A 15,553-nucleotide genomic window follows, 5' to 3' on the forward strand; every position below is an offset into this window, starting at 1 on the left:
TTTTAGTTTAATAAACATCAGGTCTGAGCAGTGAGCGGGTTACTCTTTCCACAAGATATGACAAAGTTTATGGTCTTTTTCACGGCACAGTAGAACACGAGCAAACACATCGTTTATCTCTTCACCATCATTATCCGCCAGGCCAATGACAACTTCGGCGAAAAAGTCCGGATTTACATCAAAATCGACATGTTCCTGCCAATCTTCGGCGGGATCAAATAACTCAGCACCGCCGCGCTCTTCAAACTGAAGATTAAACAGTAAAATATCTGCTGGATCGAGGTTATCACCTGCCAGTTCCAGAAAAATATCGTAAGCCTGTTCCAGTGTTTCATCTTCAGTCAGGCGGTTATTAAGATCCATTTGCAGATTCCCATTTGTCATTTACAGATTGCGCTCATTAAAACACTCTCTATGCTGCTTTTACAATTATTATGCTATTGAAAGCGAATAACTCAGAGAATCTACAATGAGGTAATGGTTAGCTTTCCTACTGATCACAGGAATGGGCTGAAAAAGTAGAATAATCTTTCAGTTACGCGATGCCAAAGTGGACGCTTATTCCACTGTTCGCCGTCTAATAATACCGAGCGAGCAATATAATCATCCTGAACTTGTGCCAAATCTGCGCCAAAACCATCATCATCAATCACCAGCGTGATTTCAAAATTCAACCATAAGCTGCGCATATCCAGGTTCACGGTGCCCACTAAACTTAACTGACCATCGACCAGAACACTCTTACTGTGCAATAAACCGCCTTCAAACTGGTAAATTTTAACCCCTGCATCGAGTAATTCAGAGAAGAAGGCACGGCTGGCCCAACGCACCATCATTGAGTCGTTATCGCGCGGAACAATAATACTGACATCAACACCGCGTTGCGCGGCGGTACAGATGGCATGCAGCAAATCATCACTTGGCACGAGGTACGGCGTAGTCATGATCAATTGTTTGCGTGCGGCATATACGGCGGTTAATAACGCCTGGTGGATCATCTCTTCCGGGAAGCCCGGCCCAGAGGCAATCACCTGAATAGTATGGCCGCTCTCTTCTTCGAACGGCATGATATGGGTATCTGGTGGTGGCGGCAGAATACGTTTACCGGTCTCAATCTCCCAGTCACAGGCATAGACGATACCAATGGTTGTCGCCACCGGGCCTTCCATTCGCGCCATCATATCAATCCATTGTCCAACTCCGGCGTCTTGCTTGAAGAAGCGTGGATCGACCATATTCATGCTGCCGGTGTAGGCAACATAGTTATCAATCAATACGACCTTACGATGCTGGCGTAAATCCATCCGGCGCAAAAATACCCGGAAGACATTCACTTTAAGTGCTTCAACAACTTCAATTCCGGCGTTGCGCATCATGGCAGGATAGGGGGTGCGGAAGAATTGTTGGCTACCGGCCGAGTCCAGCATCAGCCGGCAATGGACACCGCGTCGCGCCGCAGCCATAAGAGATTCAGCGACCTGATCAACCAAGCCGCCCGGCTGCCAGATATAAAACACCATTTCTATATTATGGCGCGCTAACTCGATATCACGGACTAAGGCTTTTAGTGTGTCATCAGTGGTGGTTAGTAACTGTAATTGATTGCCTTTAACGCCGCTGATGCCCTGGCGACGTTCGCACAGTTGGAATAATGGCGTTGCCACTTCGCTGTTGGAGCTGGCAAAAATATGTTGGCAATCTTTCAGTTCACTGAGCCAGCGCGCGGTAGACGGCCACATGGCTTTTGCGCGCTCCGCCCGCCGTTTACCGAGATGAAGCTCGCCGAATGAAAGATAAGCAATTATTCCCACCAACGGCAGAATGTAGATAACAAGCAGCCATGCCATGGCCGAAGGAACGGCTCTGCGTTTCATGAGAATACGCAACGTGACCCCGGCAATAAGCAACCAATAGCCAAAAACTGAGAGCCAACTGATTACGGTATAAAATGTTGTCATAAGGGCGGAAATCCTGTTCACAAACGGTCACTAAAGAGTGTACGCACAGTATGGCAAAGGCGAAACCTTTAATCGGATATATTACTGGATAAAGTCTTTTAAGCTAAAGGACTTGCAAGGAGACCTTAACTATATAGTTGGCATTTTTTGTTTTGACCACATCGCAGCGATACGATTTAAGGTTAAACAGACTTTTTTGTCCGACGATGACTTGGCGCAACAGATGAAAAGTTTATAATAGTCCGGTTCTCAGCTTTGGAAGAATAGCTTCATGAGACGGAGTAAGAATGAGGTAGGCCGCTGGCGTATGTTGCGGCAAAATCAGCGGCGAAAAAGTCGCTGGCTTGAAGGTCAATCACGGCGTTATCGCCATATCTATGGTATCCGGCAACTCCGCGATCATCAGCATCGTAGGTCGCTATTGTTCACCGTGGCTTATGAGTGGTAATGCGCGCTGAGGGTGGCAAAAACAGTCTCTTTATGAGGCTGTTTTTGTTTTTGCCCTGACCAGGAGATGCCGATTATTACTTTTTCACCTGTAAATATCTTGCGCAATACATTCTCCCGCACGGATGATTGATATAACATTGTTAAAATAGTGATATTGATTAGAAATCTGGCAATAATATTTTCCACTTTAAATTTCGCATTTCTACGCAGAAAAATCACACCTATCCTAAATTAGCAAAATGCGATGATTCTGATGTTCAGATTAATAATAAACGGGGCAGAATAGCTCTTTGGCAGTTTATTTCACATCAGAATGAGTTCGCGCTACCCTATATATTAGGTTGCTTCGTTCTAATCGTTCAGTTTCAGGGGTGTTACTGTAGGGTTGTTCGGAGCGACCATTCCTTGATGAAATAAATGATTATTGAATGATAAACATGATAATCATCATGCTTATCTAATACTTTCTTATCTATCAATGAGTTGTTCAATATTCTATTTCTTTATGTCAATATCATTTATCGTTTTTAGTGATCAATAATAAAAAATTGATCAATTTTATCAATTGATCAATACTGCTGTTCTAATCAAATAAAAGGATTTTACTGTGGATAGCAGACTAAACATTGCAGTCGATTGCACTTTTATCTGTGAGCCTGTTTACCAGCATGACGGTAAGTTACTTGCTGTAGAGTTATTGAGTCGGTTTACGACAACCTCTTTTAAATCGCCTATTTATACTGAGCGCTTCTTACATCAACTTAATGCTCAGACGAAGGCTAAGTTGCTACACGCTCAATTATGTGAAGTCAAAAATCAGCAGAAGTGGTTTATTGAACACCAAATAATACTCTCAATAAATATAGATTTTGATATGACAAATGCCGTATTGAATGACGATGATGTCATATCACTGTTGGACTCAATGCCTTTTATCCGACTGGAAATAATGGAGAGTTTCCCTAACCTCGGTGATGGTGCCGGGAACGCATTATTAAGTAAGCTGGCTAAACGATATTCTCTGTGGTTGGATGACTTTGGTAGTGGTAATGCTCACCTTGCTGCGGCAGCCAGTGGTTTTTTTGAGTGTGTAAAAATTGATAAACATTTTTACTGGCAGTGGGCAGGTAGTGTCACCTTTGATAACCTGGTCACGCGTTTACGTGAACATTGCCAGAATGTTGTTATCGAGGGGGTCGAAACTCATTTGCAGTATTGCCAACTGGCTGACATGGGCGTTGATGCCATGCAAGGTTACTTGTTCAGTTCCTACCCATTGGAAGACGTGAGCCATATTCCTCTCCAGTACGACCATTTTAATATTAGGTGAGATCTCCTTGGTAAGGGAAAGTCATTTTTGTCGGCAGGACATCAACTTAGACAGGCTTTTGCTGTGAATATCACAGTTATATGGCGCGGTTGAGCGGATGATATAATCCCTATTCCAGCAAAGGCTATAGTTAATGTCTCAATATAAATTAGCTAAAACAGTATTCTTTGGGGATTTGAAAACCAGCCCGGCGTTGTATAAATATGAGATTTATTGTGAAGAATCTGAGCTGCTATATCACGCTGCTATTTATGCTGAACAAGTCATTGCTGCCGGCAAACATACTTACCCTGTTTGGGTAAGAAAAGACCATATGATATTGAAATCACCTGCGCATATGTTGGATAAAGCGGTGGAAGCCTGTGAAGAGCATTGGCTGAAACACTACAAAGTCTAGTGGGTCGGGCGAAGGTACGTTAAAGCAAATACGCCTGATGGCAGGCGTATGATTTTCATCGGAATCTGTGTATTTATCCAGCACAAACTCAACTGATTTTTCAATGATTTTATCAGTCTCCCCGCGATCAAACCCATTACCGCGACAGTTCGGGCAATAATTAATCTGAATGTTTTTACGTTCAGACCTAATCGCTTTGATTCAAAATACGCGCTTATAGGGTTTTACGATAACTGATTGATATACCCCAGCGGCAACATAAGGGTCTTGTTCAGCCCAAGACTCGGCCTCTTGCTGTGAAGCAAACTCGGCAATCACAGTTGAACCCGTGAATCCGGCAGCACCGGGTTCGGCACTGTCGATGGCCGGGTTTGGGCCAGCAGTCAATAAACGGCCTTCATCTTGCAATGATTGTAAGCGAGCCAGATGGGCAGGGCGCACGGACAAGCGCTTCTCAAGTGAATCAGGCACATCGGTCGCAAAAATTACATACAGCATGTTTCACCTATTCGTCATACAGTGATATGGCGATTTGATTTGTGTTCGGTATTCCATAACACCATGTTCCCCCCATAAATTCAATAAGCTGTGGAAAGAGAGATATTTGCGATTTCAAGGCAATACACCGGTAATTTATAATGAAATAAAATGATAACTGGGCGTAAATGGAAAGTGTTATTTGGTTGATATTGCCGTTTAAAGCATCATTTAAGACCTATCGCTAAGATAGTTTGCAACTGCGTATTGAATATGATTGCTATTTGCATTTAAACTTAGCTGCATTAGAGGACACTGAATTATTATGCAGCTAAATAAATTTTTCTTGGGTCGACGGCTTACGTGGCCACTCGCATTTTCAGTAGGTATACATGGCAGCGTAATTGCGGCATTGCTGTATGTATCTGTAGAGCAAATGAAAATACAGCCAGAGATAGAGGATGCGCCGATCGCGGTCACGATGGTTAATATAGATACCTTCGCGGCACCACAGCCAGCAGCGGCAGAGCCGCAGGCAGAACCAGAGCCTGAGCCTATCGAAGAAGCACCACCCGAACCTGAAGTGCTGCCAGAACCGGTGCCTGTACCTATCCCTGAACCGGTGAAACCCAAACCAAAGCCGAAACCGGTGAAAAAAGAAGTGAAAAAGCCGGAAGTGAAAAAGCCGGATGTTAAAAAGACAGTGGCACCGCCGGATGACAAACCTTTTAAATCAGAGGAGCCAGCACTGGTTTCTACTAATGCACCGGTTAAATCAGCACCAAAAGCATCGGTGCCGGGCGTGTCAACATCTACTGGGCCAAAAGCTCTGAGTAAGGCGAAACCGACTTATCCCGCCAGGGCCTTGGCGTTAGGGGTTGAAGGGCAGGTTAAAGTGCAATATGACATCGACGAAAATGGTCGTGTTACCAATGTCCGTATCCTGGAGGCGACACCGCGTAATACCTTTGAGCGTGAAGTGAAACAGGTGATGCGCAAGTGGCGTTTTGAAGCAGTTGCAGCCAAGGATTATGTTACCACCGTGGTGTTTAAAATTGGTGGTACGACGGAAATGGACTAAAGCAGTGATATTGCTGTTCGGCAATATCCGCATTGCAATAAAAAGGGTCGCTGCTGGAGCGACCCTTTTGACATCATCAAGATGGCAACTATTGCGTTGCACCCACTTCAAAGTTACGGCTACCTTCGGGTAAGGCACGGGCTTTGCCGATATCATCAACGGCCACATAGGTGAATACCGCTTCAGTAGCTTTGTAGCGCTGACCAATTGGTTCGGAAGAGACCTTTTTCACCCATACTTCAATATTGATGGTAATAGAGCTGCGTCCTGTCTTGATGCAGCGGGCATAACAGCAAACCACGTCACCCACCGCAACAGGCTTGAGGAAGGTCATGCCATCAACACGCACGGTGACCACTCGCCCATGGGCTATCTCTTTAGCTTGAATAGCACCGCCAATATCCATTTGCGACATCAACCAGCCACCAAAAATATCGCCATTGGCATTGGTATCGGCGGGCATCGCAAGGGTGCGAAGTACCAACTCGCCGTTGGGTAATACTTGTTCACCGCTAGGTAATAACCGTTCACCGCGAGGTGATATTTGTTCCTGGGTCATCTCTGCCTGCTATTTTAAATTATGACTTTTTCTGTTCTTCCGGCATATGTCGGTAAATATAAACGCCGCTGATAAGTGTGAATATCAGCGTCAAGGCGGTTAGGCCAAACACTTTGAAATTGACCCAAATGTCTTGCGGTAACCAGAACGCCACATAGATGTTCAGCAAACCACAGACCAGGAAAAACACCGCCCAGGACATATTCAGCGTTGACCAGACGGTATCGGGTAATGTCAGTTCCTTACCCAGCATGCGCTGAATCAATGGCTTTTTCATAAACCACTGACTGACTAATAACGCGGCGGCGAACAATACATACAGCACCGTCACTTTCCACTTAATAAACAAGTCGCTGTGGAATGCCAGCGTTAAGGTGCCGAACACCAGCACCATAATGGCGGTGACCAGGGTCATTTTTTCTACCTTGCGGTATTTGAACCAGGTAAAGGCCAGCGCCAGCAAGGTTGCGACAATCAACGCCCCGGATGCGACAAAAATGTCATACATCTTGTAGAAAACGAAAAATACGACCAAAGGGAGAAAATCTAAAAGTTGCTTCATGAATCAATCCATTATTTATACACCGCCTGACTATACCGGATTCAGTGCGGTGAGGGTATCTGCGGTAAAACACTATTATCCTTAATTATCTGCCGGAATGCGCGCTCCGCCAGCGGAATTTGCAGAAACTTACGATAAACAAGTAACAGATTTTGTCTGTATATTGCCAGTTCGGTATTAACCCAGCATGATAAGTCATAAATATTGGGTTAAAGCTTGGTGGAGTTTGTATGCAGAGAAAATCACTCCGGTATTGGATGCCGGGTTTGACCCAATTAATGGCTTATGAACGTGACTGGCTCAAGTCAGATGTGAGAGCGGGGTTATCGGTGGCCGCAGTGGCATTGCCCATTGCTATTGCCTATGCGGAGTTGACCGGCGTTAGCGCTGCGGTTGGGTTGTATTCGTGTATTTTACCGATGATTGCCTACGCATTTTTTGGCTCATCGCGACAATTGATTATCGGGCCTGACGCGGCGACCTGTGCGGTCATCGCCGCGGTGGTTGCGCCGTTGGCAGCAGGGAACAGCGAGGTTCACTGGCAACTGACTATCATGATGACACTGATGATGGGGACATGGTGTCTGGTGGCCAGCCGCTTTAAGCTTGGGGCATTAGCTGATTTATTATCGCGGCCTATACTCACCGGCCTACTAAATGGGGTGGCGATCACCATTATTGTTGATCAGTTGGGTAAAGTATTTGGTTTTATGACCCGCCCACCTCAATTGATTGAACGAGTGTTAGCCCTACCACACAATTTAATCAATAGCCATTTACCCACAGTTGCCATTTCATTACTGACTTTTGTCGTGCTGTACGGGGTTAAGTGGTTACGGCCCAACTGGCCTGCGCCGTTGTTAGCCATTGTAACAGCGACTTTTGTCTCTTGGGCGGCCAATCTGCAGCAGTTTGGTGTCGCGGTGGTCGGCGGGTTTGACGGTGGTTTGCCGATGGTGCACTGGCCTGATTTCCAACCGGGCTTGTTGCGTGACATGGTGATCCCGGCACTCAACCTGGCGGTAGTCAGTTTTGTCAGTATGATGCTGACTGCCCGCAGTTTTGCGGCGAAGAATGGCTACGAAGTGGATGCCGATGTCGAGCTGCGTGCGCTCGGTGTCACCAATATTGTCTCCGCGCTCTCGCAGGGCTTTGCTATCAGTGGGGCGAGTACCCGAACCGCAGTAAATGATGCCAATAATGGTAAGAGCCAACTGGTATCGATTATTGCCGCGTTGGTTATTGCCATGGTGTTGTTATTTTTAACTCGTCCGCTGCAATTTATTCCCATCGCAGCCTTGGGTGTGGTGCTGATTTATGCCGCCTGGTCTTTACTTGGATTCAGAAGTCTATGGCAGTTACGGAAACGTAATACTCAAGCCTTTTATCTGGCGATCTTTACTTTCATTAGTGTTGTCTTAGTCGGCGTGATTAGTGGTATTGGTTTGGCGGTGTTGTTGGGATTATTGCAATTCTTACGCACAGTATTTCGCCCAACAGAGCAGTTATTGGGGGTTAATGCCGATGGCATGATCCATTCTATGCGCAGCGGTAACGGCATCAAACCTGTGCCTGGTGTTATGATTTACCGCTTTAACTCACCGCTGACGTATTTCAACGTTGCCTACTTCAAGCGGCGTATCCTGAATCTGGTTGACAGTACACCACATCCCGCTGACTGGGTGGTGATTGATGCGGTCGCCAGCTTTACTTATGCTGATATCAGTGTGTTGGCTGCGATTGATGAGCTTAAGCGCGACCTGAAACAGCGTAATATTAAGCTGATATTAGCCGGCCGACGCACTGAATTAACGCGCTGGTTCCGGATCAATAAGTTAAAAAGCCATGATGATGATCTGGTTTTGGTGCCCGATTTGTATCTGGCTCTTAAGCTGATTCAAAGTAAGCAGCAGGTAGTAGAAAAACAGAAATCAGAGAAACAGGAACCTGAAGCCGAACCCGAAATCGGTTAAATGCCAAATAACAACAAAGGGCCGTAATGGCCCTTTCAGACTGCCGACAAAGTCAAATGAAGGGGAATCGTGCCGTTGGGGTCGTGCCCCGAGGGACGGTAAACCCTTCACTCACTATGTTATCAACAGCTTTGTCATGGCCGTAATGGCCCTTTGTTGTTTTACCCGTACCGACGTTTACGCGGTAACATCGGTTGGGCGCAATAACATATATAAACGGAACAGGTACACCAACAATAATGCAGAAACCAGATTGCTCAGAGACGCTAAAACGACACTGGCAATAGGGGTCGGCAACGCCGTCAGGTGGTTGACCAAATATAACAAAATCAGTTTAGCTGCTATCCACAACATCATCGCCGGAATAATCAACCGAACATTGGCAAAGGCCAATTTAACACTGGTTTTCATTGCGGCGAACACCCCCATCTTTTCCGTGCTCACGATAATCGGTGACAGCGAAAGTGCCACAGCAATAATGATACCCGGCACGATAAACAGGGTTATTCCCAACTGAATTAACAGCGTCCCAATAAACATCAGCAGCAGTAAGCGGGGTAAAATAGGCAATGAAATACCAATTGCCTGCAATGCGCTAACACGACGGCCTTGAGAAACCATAGAAATCAGTGTCAGCATGCCACCGACTAATAATACATTACCCACTAATGCAGAAAAGGTAGCCGCCGCAGACACTTTGAGCAGAATAATCTGTTGCTCTGGTGTGAGCTGCGCTACTAATTCTGTAATGCTGATATTCCCTGATGACGCAAAATCACTTTCTGTAGAACTTAAAATACTCAGTTGTTCAGTATCAGGGATAAAGGCCTGATTCAGCATGACGGTAATGAACGCAGTCAGTAGCGCCAGTAACAGAATGGCGGCCAGTTGATTACGTAAAAAGTTAAAACTGTCACGGTATAAAGTGTTAGCCGTGATAGGCATGAAAGCTCCTTGGGATAAAAAAATAGCGCTTAGCCGATGATTATACCTTGTTATGGCGCGCTGTGGGATCCCGTCATTGGCCAACGGCTGATTTCTTCTACTCTAATCACCTCGATGTTATCAACGGGTAATGGTGGCAAGCCGTAATGGGCGCGGGCGCGGTCACAATAGGGATTGTGAATACCCGTTTCTCCTGACGGCTCAAATTCATGACAGGGAGGTGGGCGGTCGGCGTAGATTGAACAAGAAACAGACTGGCCGACCTCGCCCTGGAGGGCAATACAGCGGGGAGATTTACCATTTGTGCCGGACATACAACTAATAAACGGGGTGACCTGCTCGGTCATCGCGGAGGGAACTGTACCGCCACCATCTTTGGCCTCCGACCAATAAAATGAGACTCGAAAATAGGCACAGCAGGCACCACAACTGACACACGGATTAATTTCAGCGCTCATCTTGAATCCACTGCTCCTTACCAAGTAAACAGCCAACCGATCACGATTTCACACATACAACATCCAAGCATAGCAGCATGACAACTGTTGTCTTTTTCAGCAATGGGCGTAAGCACAATTTGGTGTAAACGGCCATTTATGATCCAGATCAATTTCAATGTTATTAAGGAATTAAATAACCTTACTTAAAATAGGATTTATTTAAATTGTTACTAACTATGTGATCTCGATTGGATCATGAATACTTATTTGTAGGTATATTCTGTCCGCGAATATACCTACAAATGGAATGGATAATGAAAAAAGTCACTTTGGCAATATTAGCCGTAGCAACTCTGGCATCGACTGCGGTAAGTGCGCATCAAGCAGGCGATTATATTTTCCGGGCAGGGACGGCAACAGTCAGACCTAACGCCGGGTCTGATGATGTATTAGGTTATGGTTCCTTCAAAGCAGATAACAATACCCAGTTGGGCCTGACTTTCAGTTACCTGGTTACCGATAATATCGGGGTGGAATTGCTGGCCGCGACGCCTTTCCGTCATAAAATAGGCCTTGGGCCGACCGGCGACATCGCTGAAGTTAAGCAACTGCCTCCGACGTTGATGGCGCAATATTATTTCCGCGATAAACAAGACAAGCTGCGCCCGTATTTGGGGATTGGTCTGAACTACACCACTTTCTTTGATGAGAAATTCAACAATACCGGCGCTTCAGCCGGATTGACGGATTTGAGTGTAAAAGATTCTTGGGGTGTGGCGGGCCAGGCGGGTCTGGATTACATGGTGAGTGAAAACTGGATGGTGAATATGTCTGTCTGGTGGATGAATATCGAAACTGACGTGAAATTCAAAGCCAATGGTCAGGAGCAAAGTATTCATACCCGCCTTGATCCATGGGTGTTTATGTTTGGTGCCGGTTATCGTTTCTGATTATCCTTCGTCCTTGGCGTTACAGCGGTGTTAGCTACGCTCACTTACCCGAATCACTGACTAGAGCCAGCTCAGCGGGATGTGTTTGCTGGCTGCCTGGCTGTCACAGCAATGACTTTGGCTAATATTTTTCGGTTTTAGCATCAATAGGCGGGGAAATGTACCGAATGGGTCGTAACGGCGTAAGCCGTCGGAGTGCCCATCGGTGCAGTCGCCCCGCCAGTCTCCAGACTATAAGATGTGCTTATCCACAGATGATTACCGAATTAGCATCTGATCACTAACAGATTTTACCCCAGGTACGCTACGGGTAATCTGTACTGCGCGGTTGGCATCCTGACGTGAGCTAACAAAACCACTCAACTGAACCCGCCCTTTGAACGTTTCAACACTGATTTCAGTCGATTTTAGATTTTTCTCACCCAACAGCGCTGATTTCACTTTAGTGGTGACCACGGTGTCATCAATATAGCCACCGGTTCCTTCCGATTTTGCTGTAGGAGCGCAGGCAGATATTGCCATCGCCATAATCACTGCAACGCATAAAGCTGAAATGGTTTTAAAAATCTTCATAAATGACTCTCCATGTTTATCAATGCGATAGGGCAATAGTTCAACGTGCTATTAACGCATATTTCACTCAGGTGCGCTGACAGCCACTGCATCCGAAATGTAAATAAATGCTTAGTGTGTTACACATTATTAGTATTAGTTATGAATGGTTTTAATTCAAATTTTCAGCAGATAGACGGTGAGAAAGGCATTGAATATAAGGAAGATAGCGCCTGAATCTGATGGGTCATCAGGCGCTCTGGGAAAACTAGCTGCGAGTGGCTGCTTTCATTCTGGTCACGAAGCTGGCTAATTGCGCGAGCATCTCTGCCGGCTGTGAGACATTGTTTTCAATGATTTTTACAATAGCAGAACCTAAAATGGCACCTGTCCGTGATTCTCAGCCCCTGTCACACCAGCGCGGGATAGCAAAGTGACATTATAAATTACACACTCCAAACACAAAAGGGACTCACTAAGATGAGTCCCTTTTTATTATCTGGAATGATTCATTCGACGTTCTGCTACCCTAATGACTATTTTGTAGCAAACAAAGCTAATGATAGTGCAACTAATAAGCAGTGCAACACCAACAAAACCTTCAACATCATATTCGCCAAAAAAGTTAGCTGCTGTATTCCAAAAGTCATACTCTCTTGGTGTAACTGGTGTCGAGGGTCTTAATACTAAGAAAGACAACACAAACAAAGCTACGGCAATTAAAATTCTAATTCCCAATGGGACACTTCTTCGTTCCATTTAAAATTACCTCGATACGTCCATATGTCACCAGCCCATTAGCTAATGTTTCCTTGCGAGTGGACAGCAAAGCCTGACGGATTGTTAGGAAATCAGATCGGTGTTGCAGTGTTATACAGCCTAACGAAATCCCCATTGGGCCAGCAGGGTGCAAACGGAAATTTCCACGCTCAACACCATTGATCCATGTCGTATCGTTAACATTGCCATCATCACGAAACAGAGCAAACCACTCAGCCTTTAAAACAGGAGTGGGTGTTAACCATGAGTAGAAATCATGAAGGTCTGTTCTGATAACTCCTTTCCAACCCCCTGTTGGGCGGTTAACGATGTGATATCGCCCTGGCGGTATAGGGCCAACATTTGGAACATCAACACAACCAGTATGGTTACGATAATCTGCCTTGCCACTATATGCCATGAATGTACCTACACCGAAAATCGACAGAGGGCTATAATCGACATTATTAACTACGAAGGTTCCTTGTATCATCTTGTACATATCCTTTTTAAAAGCTTTTTTATCTTATCACCTTCAACAATACATATGCCGGGTGATAATCTGATTTATAGAGTTCTATTTTACATATCCATAAGTGCTGCATAGGAGAGCCAACATACAACAGGATATTTTTTCAGAGAGAATTGATGGGGAAAATGCAAGTAACTTAAATGATTTCATTGAGTCTGCGATAAAGAGTATGGAAGAAGTGAAAGGCTTATATAACTCAATAATAAATTCAGATGACGAGTTATCTAGTTACTTCGAAAAAAATAAAAAGATAATCGGGTTAAAAATATTGGAAGATTTGAAGCACCTTCTAAATAAAATTAGGCTGGCAGTTTCCCCAAACATAGCCCGTAAATTATATTTTTATGACCACGCTGGTATCGAATAATTAGATGTAAAGTCGTTAATGCAATAGTGATGATGAAATATCATCATCACCGTAAAGGTATATCTTCCACGGAGTAGGGTTGGGCGGTGCATATCCTATGAATATCTTGGCTATGTAGCACTTAGGAAGATAGCGCCTGAATCTGATAAGCCATCAGGCGCTCTGGGAAAACTAGCTGCGAGTGGCTGCTTTCATTCTGGTCACGAAGCTGGCTAATTGCGCGAGCATCTCTGCCGGCTGTGAGACATTGTTTTCAATGATTTTTACAATAGCAGAGCCTGAAATGGCACCTGCTGCCCCAGCGGCCAGACTGATTCTTACCTGCTCAGGTTCTGAGATACCAAAACCTTGTAGAGCCGGAGCCGCATTGTATTCACGCAATTTATCTATCAAATGATTCAATGGCAGATGTCCGTGATTCTCAGCCCCCGTCACCCCCGCGCGCGAGAGCAGATAGGTATAGCCACGACCATGAGAGGCAATTTCTCGCAATAAATCATCATCGGCATTCGGCGGGCAGATAAAGATAGGCGCAATTCCGTGGCGCAAGGCCGCAGTGCGGAACGGCAGTGACTCTTCAAACGGCACATCAGCAATCAGCACCGAGTCGACACCGACATCAGCGCAGCGCTGATAGAAAGTATCAATCCCGTTATGGAATACCAGATTTGCATACATCAGCAGCCCAATGGGAATAGTTGGGTGCTTTTTACGGATTTCTGCCAGCATATCAAAACAGATGCCAGGGGTAACCCCAGCGGCGAAAGCACGTAGCGCGGCGTTTTGAATTGTCGGGCCATCAGCCAATGGATCAGAGAAGGGGATGCCCAATTCCAATGCATCTGCACCTGCGGCAATCAAGGTGTCGATAATTTCTAAGGAGAGAGCCGGTGTTGGGTCGCCAAGTTGCACGAAAGGAACAAATGCGCCTTCTTTTTTGGCAGCCAACTGTTTGAAAAGCTGTTGATAACGCTCCATTAAATTTCTCCCCGCGCTTTCAGAATATCGTGAACGGTGAAAATATCTTTATCACCCCGCCCGGACAGATTCACCACCAATATCTGTTCTTTTTCCGGCTCTGCTTTAATCATTTTCAGGGCATGGGCCAGTGCATGGGAAGACTCCAACGCCGGGATAATCCCTTCTTTGCATGACAGCGCTTTAAACGCATCCAGAGCTTCGTCATCAGTGACTGACACATAATCAGCGCGCCCGATGCTATTCAAATAAGCATGTTGTGGCCCGACAGATGGGAAGTCTAAACCGGCAGAAATTGAGTAAGATTCTTCAATTTGACCATCACTGGTTTGCATCATCGGTGATTTCATACCGAAGTAGATGCCCACTTTGCCATGTTTCAGTGGCGCACCATGTTGACCGGTTTCGATACCCAACCCAGCCGGTTCTACCCCAATCAGCCCTACACCCGGCTCATCGATAAAATCAGCAAACATGCCAATGGCGTTAGAACCGCCACCCACACAGGCCAACACCGCATCGGGCAGGCGGCCTTCTTTTTCTTGCAGTTGTGCTTTGGTTTCTTCGCCAATCATACGTTGGAATTCACGCACTATAGTCGGGTAAGGGTGCGGGCCTGCGGCGGTTCCCAGCATGTAATGGGCGGTTTCGTAGCTGCCAGACCAGTCACGCAGGGCTTCATTACACGCATCTTTCAGCGTTGAAGAGCCACTGTGAACCGGGATAACTTCAGCTCCCATCAGGCGCATACGGAAAACGTTTGGCGACTGACGCTCAATGTCTTTGGCACCCATATAGATGCGACATTTTAAGCCCAATAAGGCGCAGGCTAATGCTGAAGCTACACCATGCTGACCAGCACCAGTTTCAGCAATGATTTCTGTTTTACCCATGCGTTTGGCTAATAAAGCCTGACCCAAAACCTGATTAGTCTTGTGCGCACCACCGTGTAACAGGTCTTCACGTTTCAGATATAACTTGGTTTTAGTTCCCGCGGTCAGATTTTGACACAGGGTCAGGGCAGTTGGACGCCCGGCATAGTTCTTTAATAAATCCTGAAATGCCGCCTGAAATTCAGGATCCAGTTGTGCACTAACAAAAGCTTCTTCCAGTTGTTTCAATGCTGGCATCAGAATCTGGGGGACATACATTCCCCCGAACTCGCCAAAATAGGGATTCAATGTGGTCATTTTTCTGTCCTTTATATACCCGTAATCTTTCAAACTGCAGGTGTGTTGGCTGC

General features: G+C 45.8%; 19 protein-coding genes and 1 pseudogene. 6 read left to right on the plus strand and 14 right to left on the minus strand.

Annotated elements, in window-relative coordinates; translation table 11 throughout:
- Positions 1 to 39: 39 nt before the first annotated feature.
- Complete coding sequence (locus HU019_RS09510) at positions 40 to 369, minus strand: HI1450 family dsDNA-mimic protein (RefSeq protein WP_217450908.1); 330 nt, start codon at positions 367 to 369, stop codon at positions 40 to 42.
- Between the two features lie 128 nt (positions 370 to 497).
- A complete protein-coding gene (cls, locus tag HU019_RS09515; RefSeq protein ID WP_011816416.1) occupies positions 498 to 1,958 on the minus strand; it encodes a cardiolipin synthase in 1,461 nt (486 codons plus the stop codon).
- 271 nt (positions 1,959 to 2,229) lie between these two features.
- Between cls and HU019_RS09520 the strand changes: the two genes are divergently transcribed.
- Positions 2,230 to 2,406: a YciY family protein gene (locus HU019_RS09520; RefSeq protein ID WP_174849609.1), complete on the plus strand. Its 177-nt coding sequence runs from the start codon at positions 2,230 to 2,232 to the stop codon at positions 2,404 to 2,406.
- Here the strand turns inward: HU019_RS09520 and HU019_RS09525 are convergent.
- Positions 2,394 to 2,594: a hypothetical protein gene (locus HU019_RS09525; protein WP_174850482.1), complete on the minus strand. Its 201-nt coding sequence runs from the start codon at positions 2,592 to 2,594 to the stop codon at positions 2,394 to 2,396. The two genes, HU019_RS09520 and HU019_RS09525, sit on opposite strands and share 13 nt — an antisense overlap.
- Before the next feature lie 421 nt (positions 2,595 to 3,015).
- Here HU019_RS09525 and HU019_RS09530 point away from each other — a divergent pair, with 421 nt between their 5' ends.
- The gene (locus tag HU019_RS09530) at positions 3,016 to 3,738 is read left to right on the plus strand and encodes an EAL domain-containing protein (RefSeq protein ID WP_174849610.1); all 723 of its coding nucleotides are present in this window, start codon (positions 3,016 to 3,018) and stop codon (positions 3,736 to 3,738) included.
- Between the two features lie 133 nt (positions 3,739 to 3,871).
- The gene (locus HU019_RS09535) at positions 3,872 to 4,135 is read left to right on the plus strand and encodes a hypothetical protein (RefSeq protein ID WP_174849611.1); all 264 of its coding nucleotides are present in this window, start codon (positions 3,872 to 3,874) and stop codon (positions 4,133 to 4,135) included.
- Here the strand turns inward: HU019_RS09535 and HU019_RS09540 are convergent.
- Positions 4,064 to 4,327 carry a zf-TFIIB domain-containing protein gene (locus tag HU019_RS09540; protein ID WP_174849634.1) on the minus strand — a complete coding sequence of 88 codons (264 nt, stop codon included), beginning with the start codon at positions 4,325 to 4,327 and terminating at the stop codon, positions 4,064 to 4,066. The two genes, HU019_RS09535 and HU019_RS09540, sit on opposite strands and share 72 nt — an antisense overlap.
- 9 nt (positions 4,328 to 4,336) lie before the next feature.
- Positions 4,337 to 4,633: a YciI family protein gene (locus tag HU019_RS09545; RefSeq protein WP_174849612.1), complete on the minus strand. Its 297-nt coding sequence runs from the start codon at positions 4,631 to 4,633 to the stop codon at positions 4,337 to 4,339.
- 304 nt (positions 4,634 to 4,937) lie between these two features.
- On the opposite strand from HU019_RS09545, the gene tonB reads away from it, so the two are divergent.
- A complete protein-coding gene (gene tonB, locus HU019_RS09550) occupies positions 4,938 to 5,693 on the plus strand; it encodes a TonB system transport protein TonB (protein WP_174849613.1) in 756 nt (251 codons plus the stop codon).
- Between the two features lie 88 nt (positions 5,694 to 5,781).
- On the opposite strand, the gene yciA is transcribed toward tonB, so the two are convergent.
- Together yciA and HU019_RS09560 are read right to left on the minus strand one after the other, a co-directional pair.
- Positions 5,782 to 6,252 carry an acyl-CoA thioester hydrolase YciA gene (yciA, locus tag HU019_RS09555; RefSeq protein ID WP_077174767.1) on the minus strand — a complete coding sequence of 157 codons (471 nt, stop codon included), beginning with the start codon at positions 6,250 to 6,252 and terminating at the stop codon, positions 5,782 to 5,784.
- Positions 6,253 to 6,271: 19 nt separating this feature from the next.
- Positions 6,272 to 6,814 carry a septation protein A gene (locus HU019_RS09560; RefSeq protein WP_174849614.1) on the minus strand — a complete coding sequence of 181 codons (543 nt, stop codon included), beginning with the start codon at positions 6,812 to 6,814 and terminating at the stop codon, positions 6,272 to 6,274.
- A 230-nt stretch (positions 6,815 to 7,044) separates the two neighbouring features.
- On the opposite strand from HU019_RS09560, the gene HU019_RS09565 reads away from it, so the two are divergent.
- Complete coding sequence (locus HU019_RS09565) at positions 7,045 to 8,787, plus strand: SulP family inorganic anion transporter (protein ID WP_174849615.1); 1,743 nt, start codon at positions 7,045 to 7,047, stop codon at positions 8,785 to 8,787.
- 177 nt (positions 8,788 to 8,964) lie between these two features.
- On the opposite strand, the gene HU019_RS09570 is transcribed toward HU019_RS09565, so the two are convergent.
- Positions 8,965 to 9,732: a YciC family protein gene (locus HU019_RS09570; protein ID WP_174849616.1), complete on the minus strand. Its 768-nt coding sequence runs from the start codon at positions 9,730 to 9,732 to the stop codon at positions 8,965 to 8,967.
- A 50-nt stretch (positions 9,733 to 9,782) separates the two neighbouring features.
- A complete protein-coding gene (locus tag HU019_RS09575; RefSeq protein WP_174849617.1) occupies positions 9,783 to 10,190 on the minus strand; it encodes a YkgJ family cysteine cluster protein in 408 nt (135 codons plus the stop codon).
- 296 nt (positions 10,191 to 10,486) lie between these two features.
- On the opposite strand from HU019_RS09575, the gene ompW reads away from it, so the two are divergent.
- A complete protein-coding gene (ompW, locus tag HU019_RS09580; protein ID WP_005164191.1) occupies positions 10,487 to 11,122 on the plus strand; it encodes an outer membrane protein OmpW in 636 nt (211 codons plus the stop codon).
- Between the two features lie 258 nt (positions 11,123 to 11,380).
- On the opposite strand, the gene HU019_RS09585 is transcribed toward ompW, so the two are convergent.
- The 5 genes and pseudogenes from HU019_RS09585 to trpB form a co-directional block, all read right to left on the minus strand.
- Positions 11,381 to 11,695 (minus strand): BON domain-containing protein, encoded by a 315-nt coding sequence (locus tag HU019_RS09585; protein WP_174849618.1) that lies wholly within the window; start codon positions 11,693 to 11,695, stop codon positions 11,381 to 11,383.
- Positions 11,696 to 11,942: 247 nt separating this feature from the next.
- Positions 11,943 to 12,106: pseudogene (locus HU019_RS09590) on the minus strand (tryptophan synthase subunit alpha); the annotation flags it as partial.
- Positions 12,107 to 12,401: 295 nt separating this feature from the next.
- Positions 12,402 to 12,926: a DUF2778 domain-containing protein gene (locus HU019_RS09595; RefSeq protein WP_174849619.1), complete on the minus strand. Its 525-nt coding sequence runs from the start codon at positions 12,924 to 12,926 to the stop codon at positions 12,402 to 12,404.
- A gap of 577 nt (positions 12,927 to 13,503) precedes the next feature.
- Positions 13,504 to 14,310, minus strand: coding sequence for a tryptophan synthase subunit alpha (gene trpA / locus HU019_RS09600; protein WP_174849620.1), 807 nt, complete (start codon positions 14,308 to 14,310; stop codon positions 13,504 to 13,506).
- On the minus strand, positions 14,310 to 15,500 hold the full coding sequence (gene trpB, locus HU019_RS09605) for a tryptophan synthase subunit beta (RefSeq protein ID WP_174849621.1): 1,191 nt from the start codon (positions 15,498 to 15,500) through the stop codon (positions 14,310 to 14,312). Before trpB ends, trpA begins: the two co-directional genes overlap by 1 nt.
- Between the last annotated feature and the right edge of the window lie 53 nt (positions 15,501 to 15,553).

It is taken from the genome of Yersinia artesiana (assembly GCF_902726545.1).
GTDB lineage: Bacteria > Pseudomonadota > Gammaproteobacteria > Enterobacterales > Enterobacteriaceae > Yersinia > Yersinia artesiana.

Bases quoted from the DNA above. Each gene is read 5' to 3' on its own strand.
- HU019_RS09545 (WP_174849612.1), bottom strand. From the start codon at position 4,633: ATGCTGTATGTAATTTTTGCGACCGATGTGCCTGATTCACTTGAGAAG.
- HU019_RS09535 (WP_174849611.1), top strand. From the start codon at position 3,872: ATGTCTCAATATAAATTAGCTAAAACAGTATTCTTTGGGGATTTGAAA.
- yciA (WP_077174767.1), bottom strand. From the start codon at position 6,252: ATGACCCAGGAACAAATATCACCTCGCGGTGAACGGTTATTACCTAGC.
- HU019_RS09565 (WP_174849615.1), top strand. From the start codon at position 7,045: ATGCAGAGAAAATCACTCCGGTATTGGATGCCGGGTTTGACCCAATTA.
- HU019_RS09575 (WP_174849617.1), bottom strand. From the start codon at position 10,190: ATGAGCGCTGAAATTAATCCGTGTGTCAGTTGTGGTGCCTGCTGTGCC.
- HU019_RS09570 (WP_174849616.1), bottom strand. From the start codon at position 9,732: ATGCCTATCACGGCTAACACTTTATACCGTGACAGTTTTAACTTTTTA.
- HU019_RS09520 (WP_174849609.1), top strand. From the start codon at position 2,230: ATGAGACGGAGTAAGAATGAGGTAGGCCGCTGGCGTATGTTGCGGCAA.
- HU019_RS09560 (WP_174849614.1), bottom strand. From the start codon at position 6,814: ATGAAGCAACTTTTAGATTTTCTCCCTTTGGTCGTATTTTTCGTTTTC.
- cls (WP_011816416.1), bottom strand. From the start codon at position 1,958: ATGACAACATTTTATACCGTAATCAGTTGGCTCTCAGTTTTTGGCTAT.
- trpA (WP_174849620.1), bottom strand. From the start codon at position 14,310: ATGGAGCGTTATCAACAGCTTTTCAAACAGTTGGCTGCCAAAAAAGAA.
- ompW (WP_005164191.1), top strand. From the start codon at position 10,487: ATGAAAAAAGTCACTTTGGCAATATTAGCCGTAGCAACTCTGGCATCG.
- HU019_RS09585 (WP_174849618.1), bottom strand. From the start codon at position 11,695: ATGAAGATTTTTAAAACCATTTCAGCTTTATGCGTTGCAGTGATTATG.
- HU019_RS09595 (WP_174849619.1), bottom strand. From the start codon at position 12,926: ATGATACAAGGAACCTTCGTAGTTAATAATGTCGATTATAGCCCTCTG.
- trpB (WP_174849621.1), bottom strand. From the start codon at position 15,500: ATGACCACATTGAATCCCTATTTTGGCGAGTTCGGGGGAATGTATGTC.
- tonB (WP_174849613.1), top strand. From the start codon at position 4,938: ATGCAGCTAAATAAATTTTTCTTGGGTCGACGGCTTACGTGGCCACTC.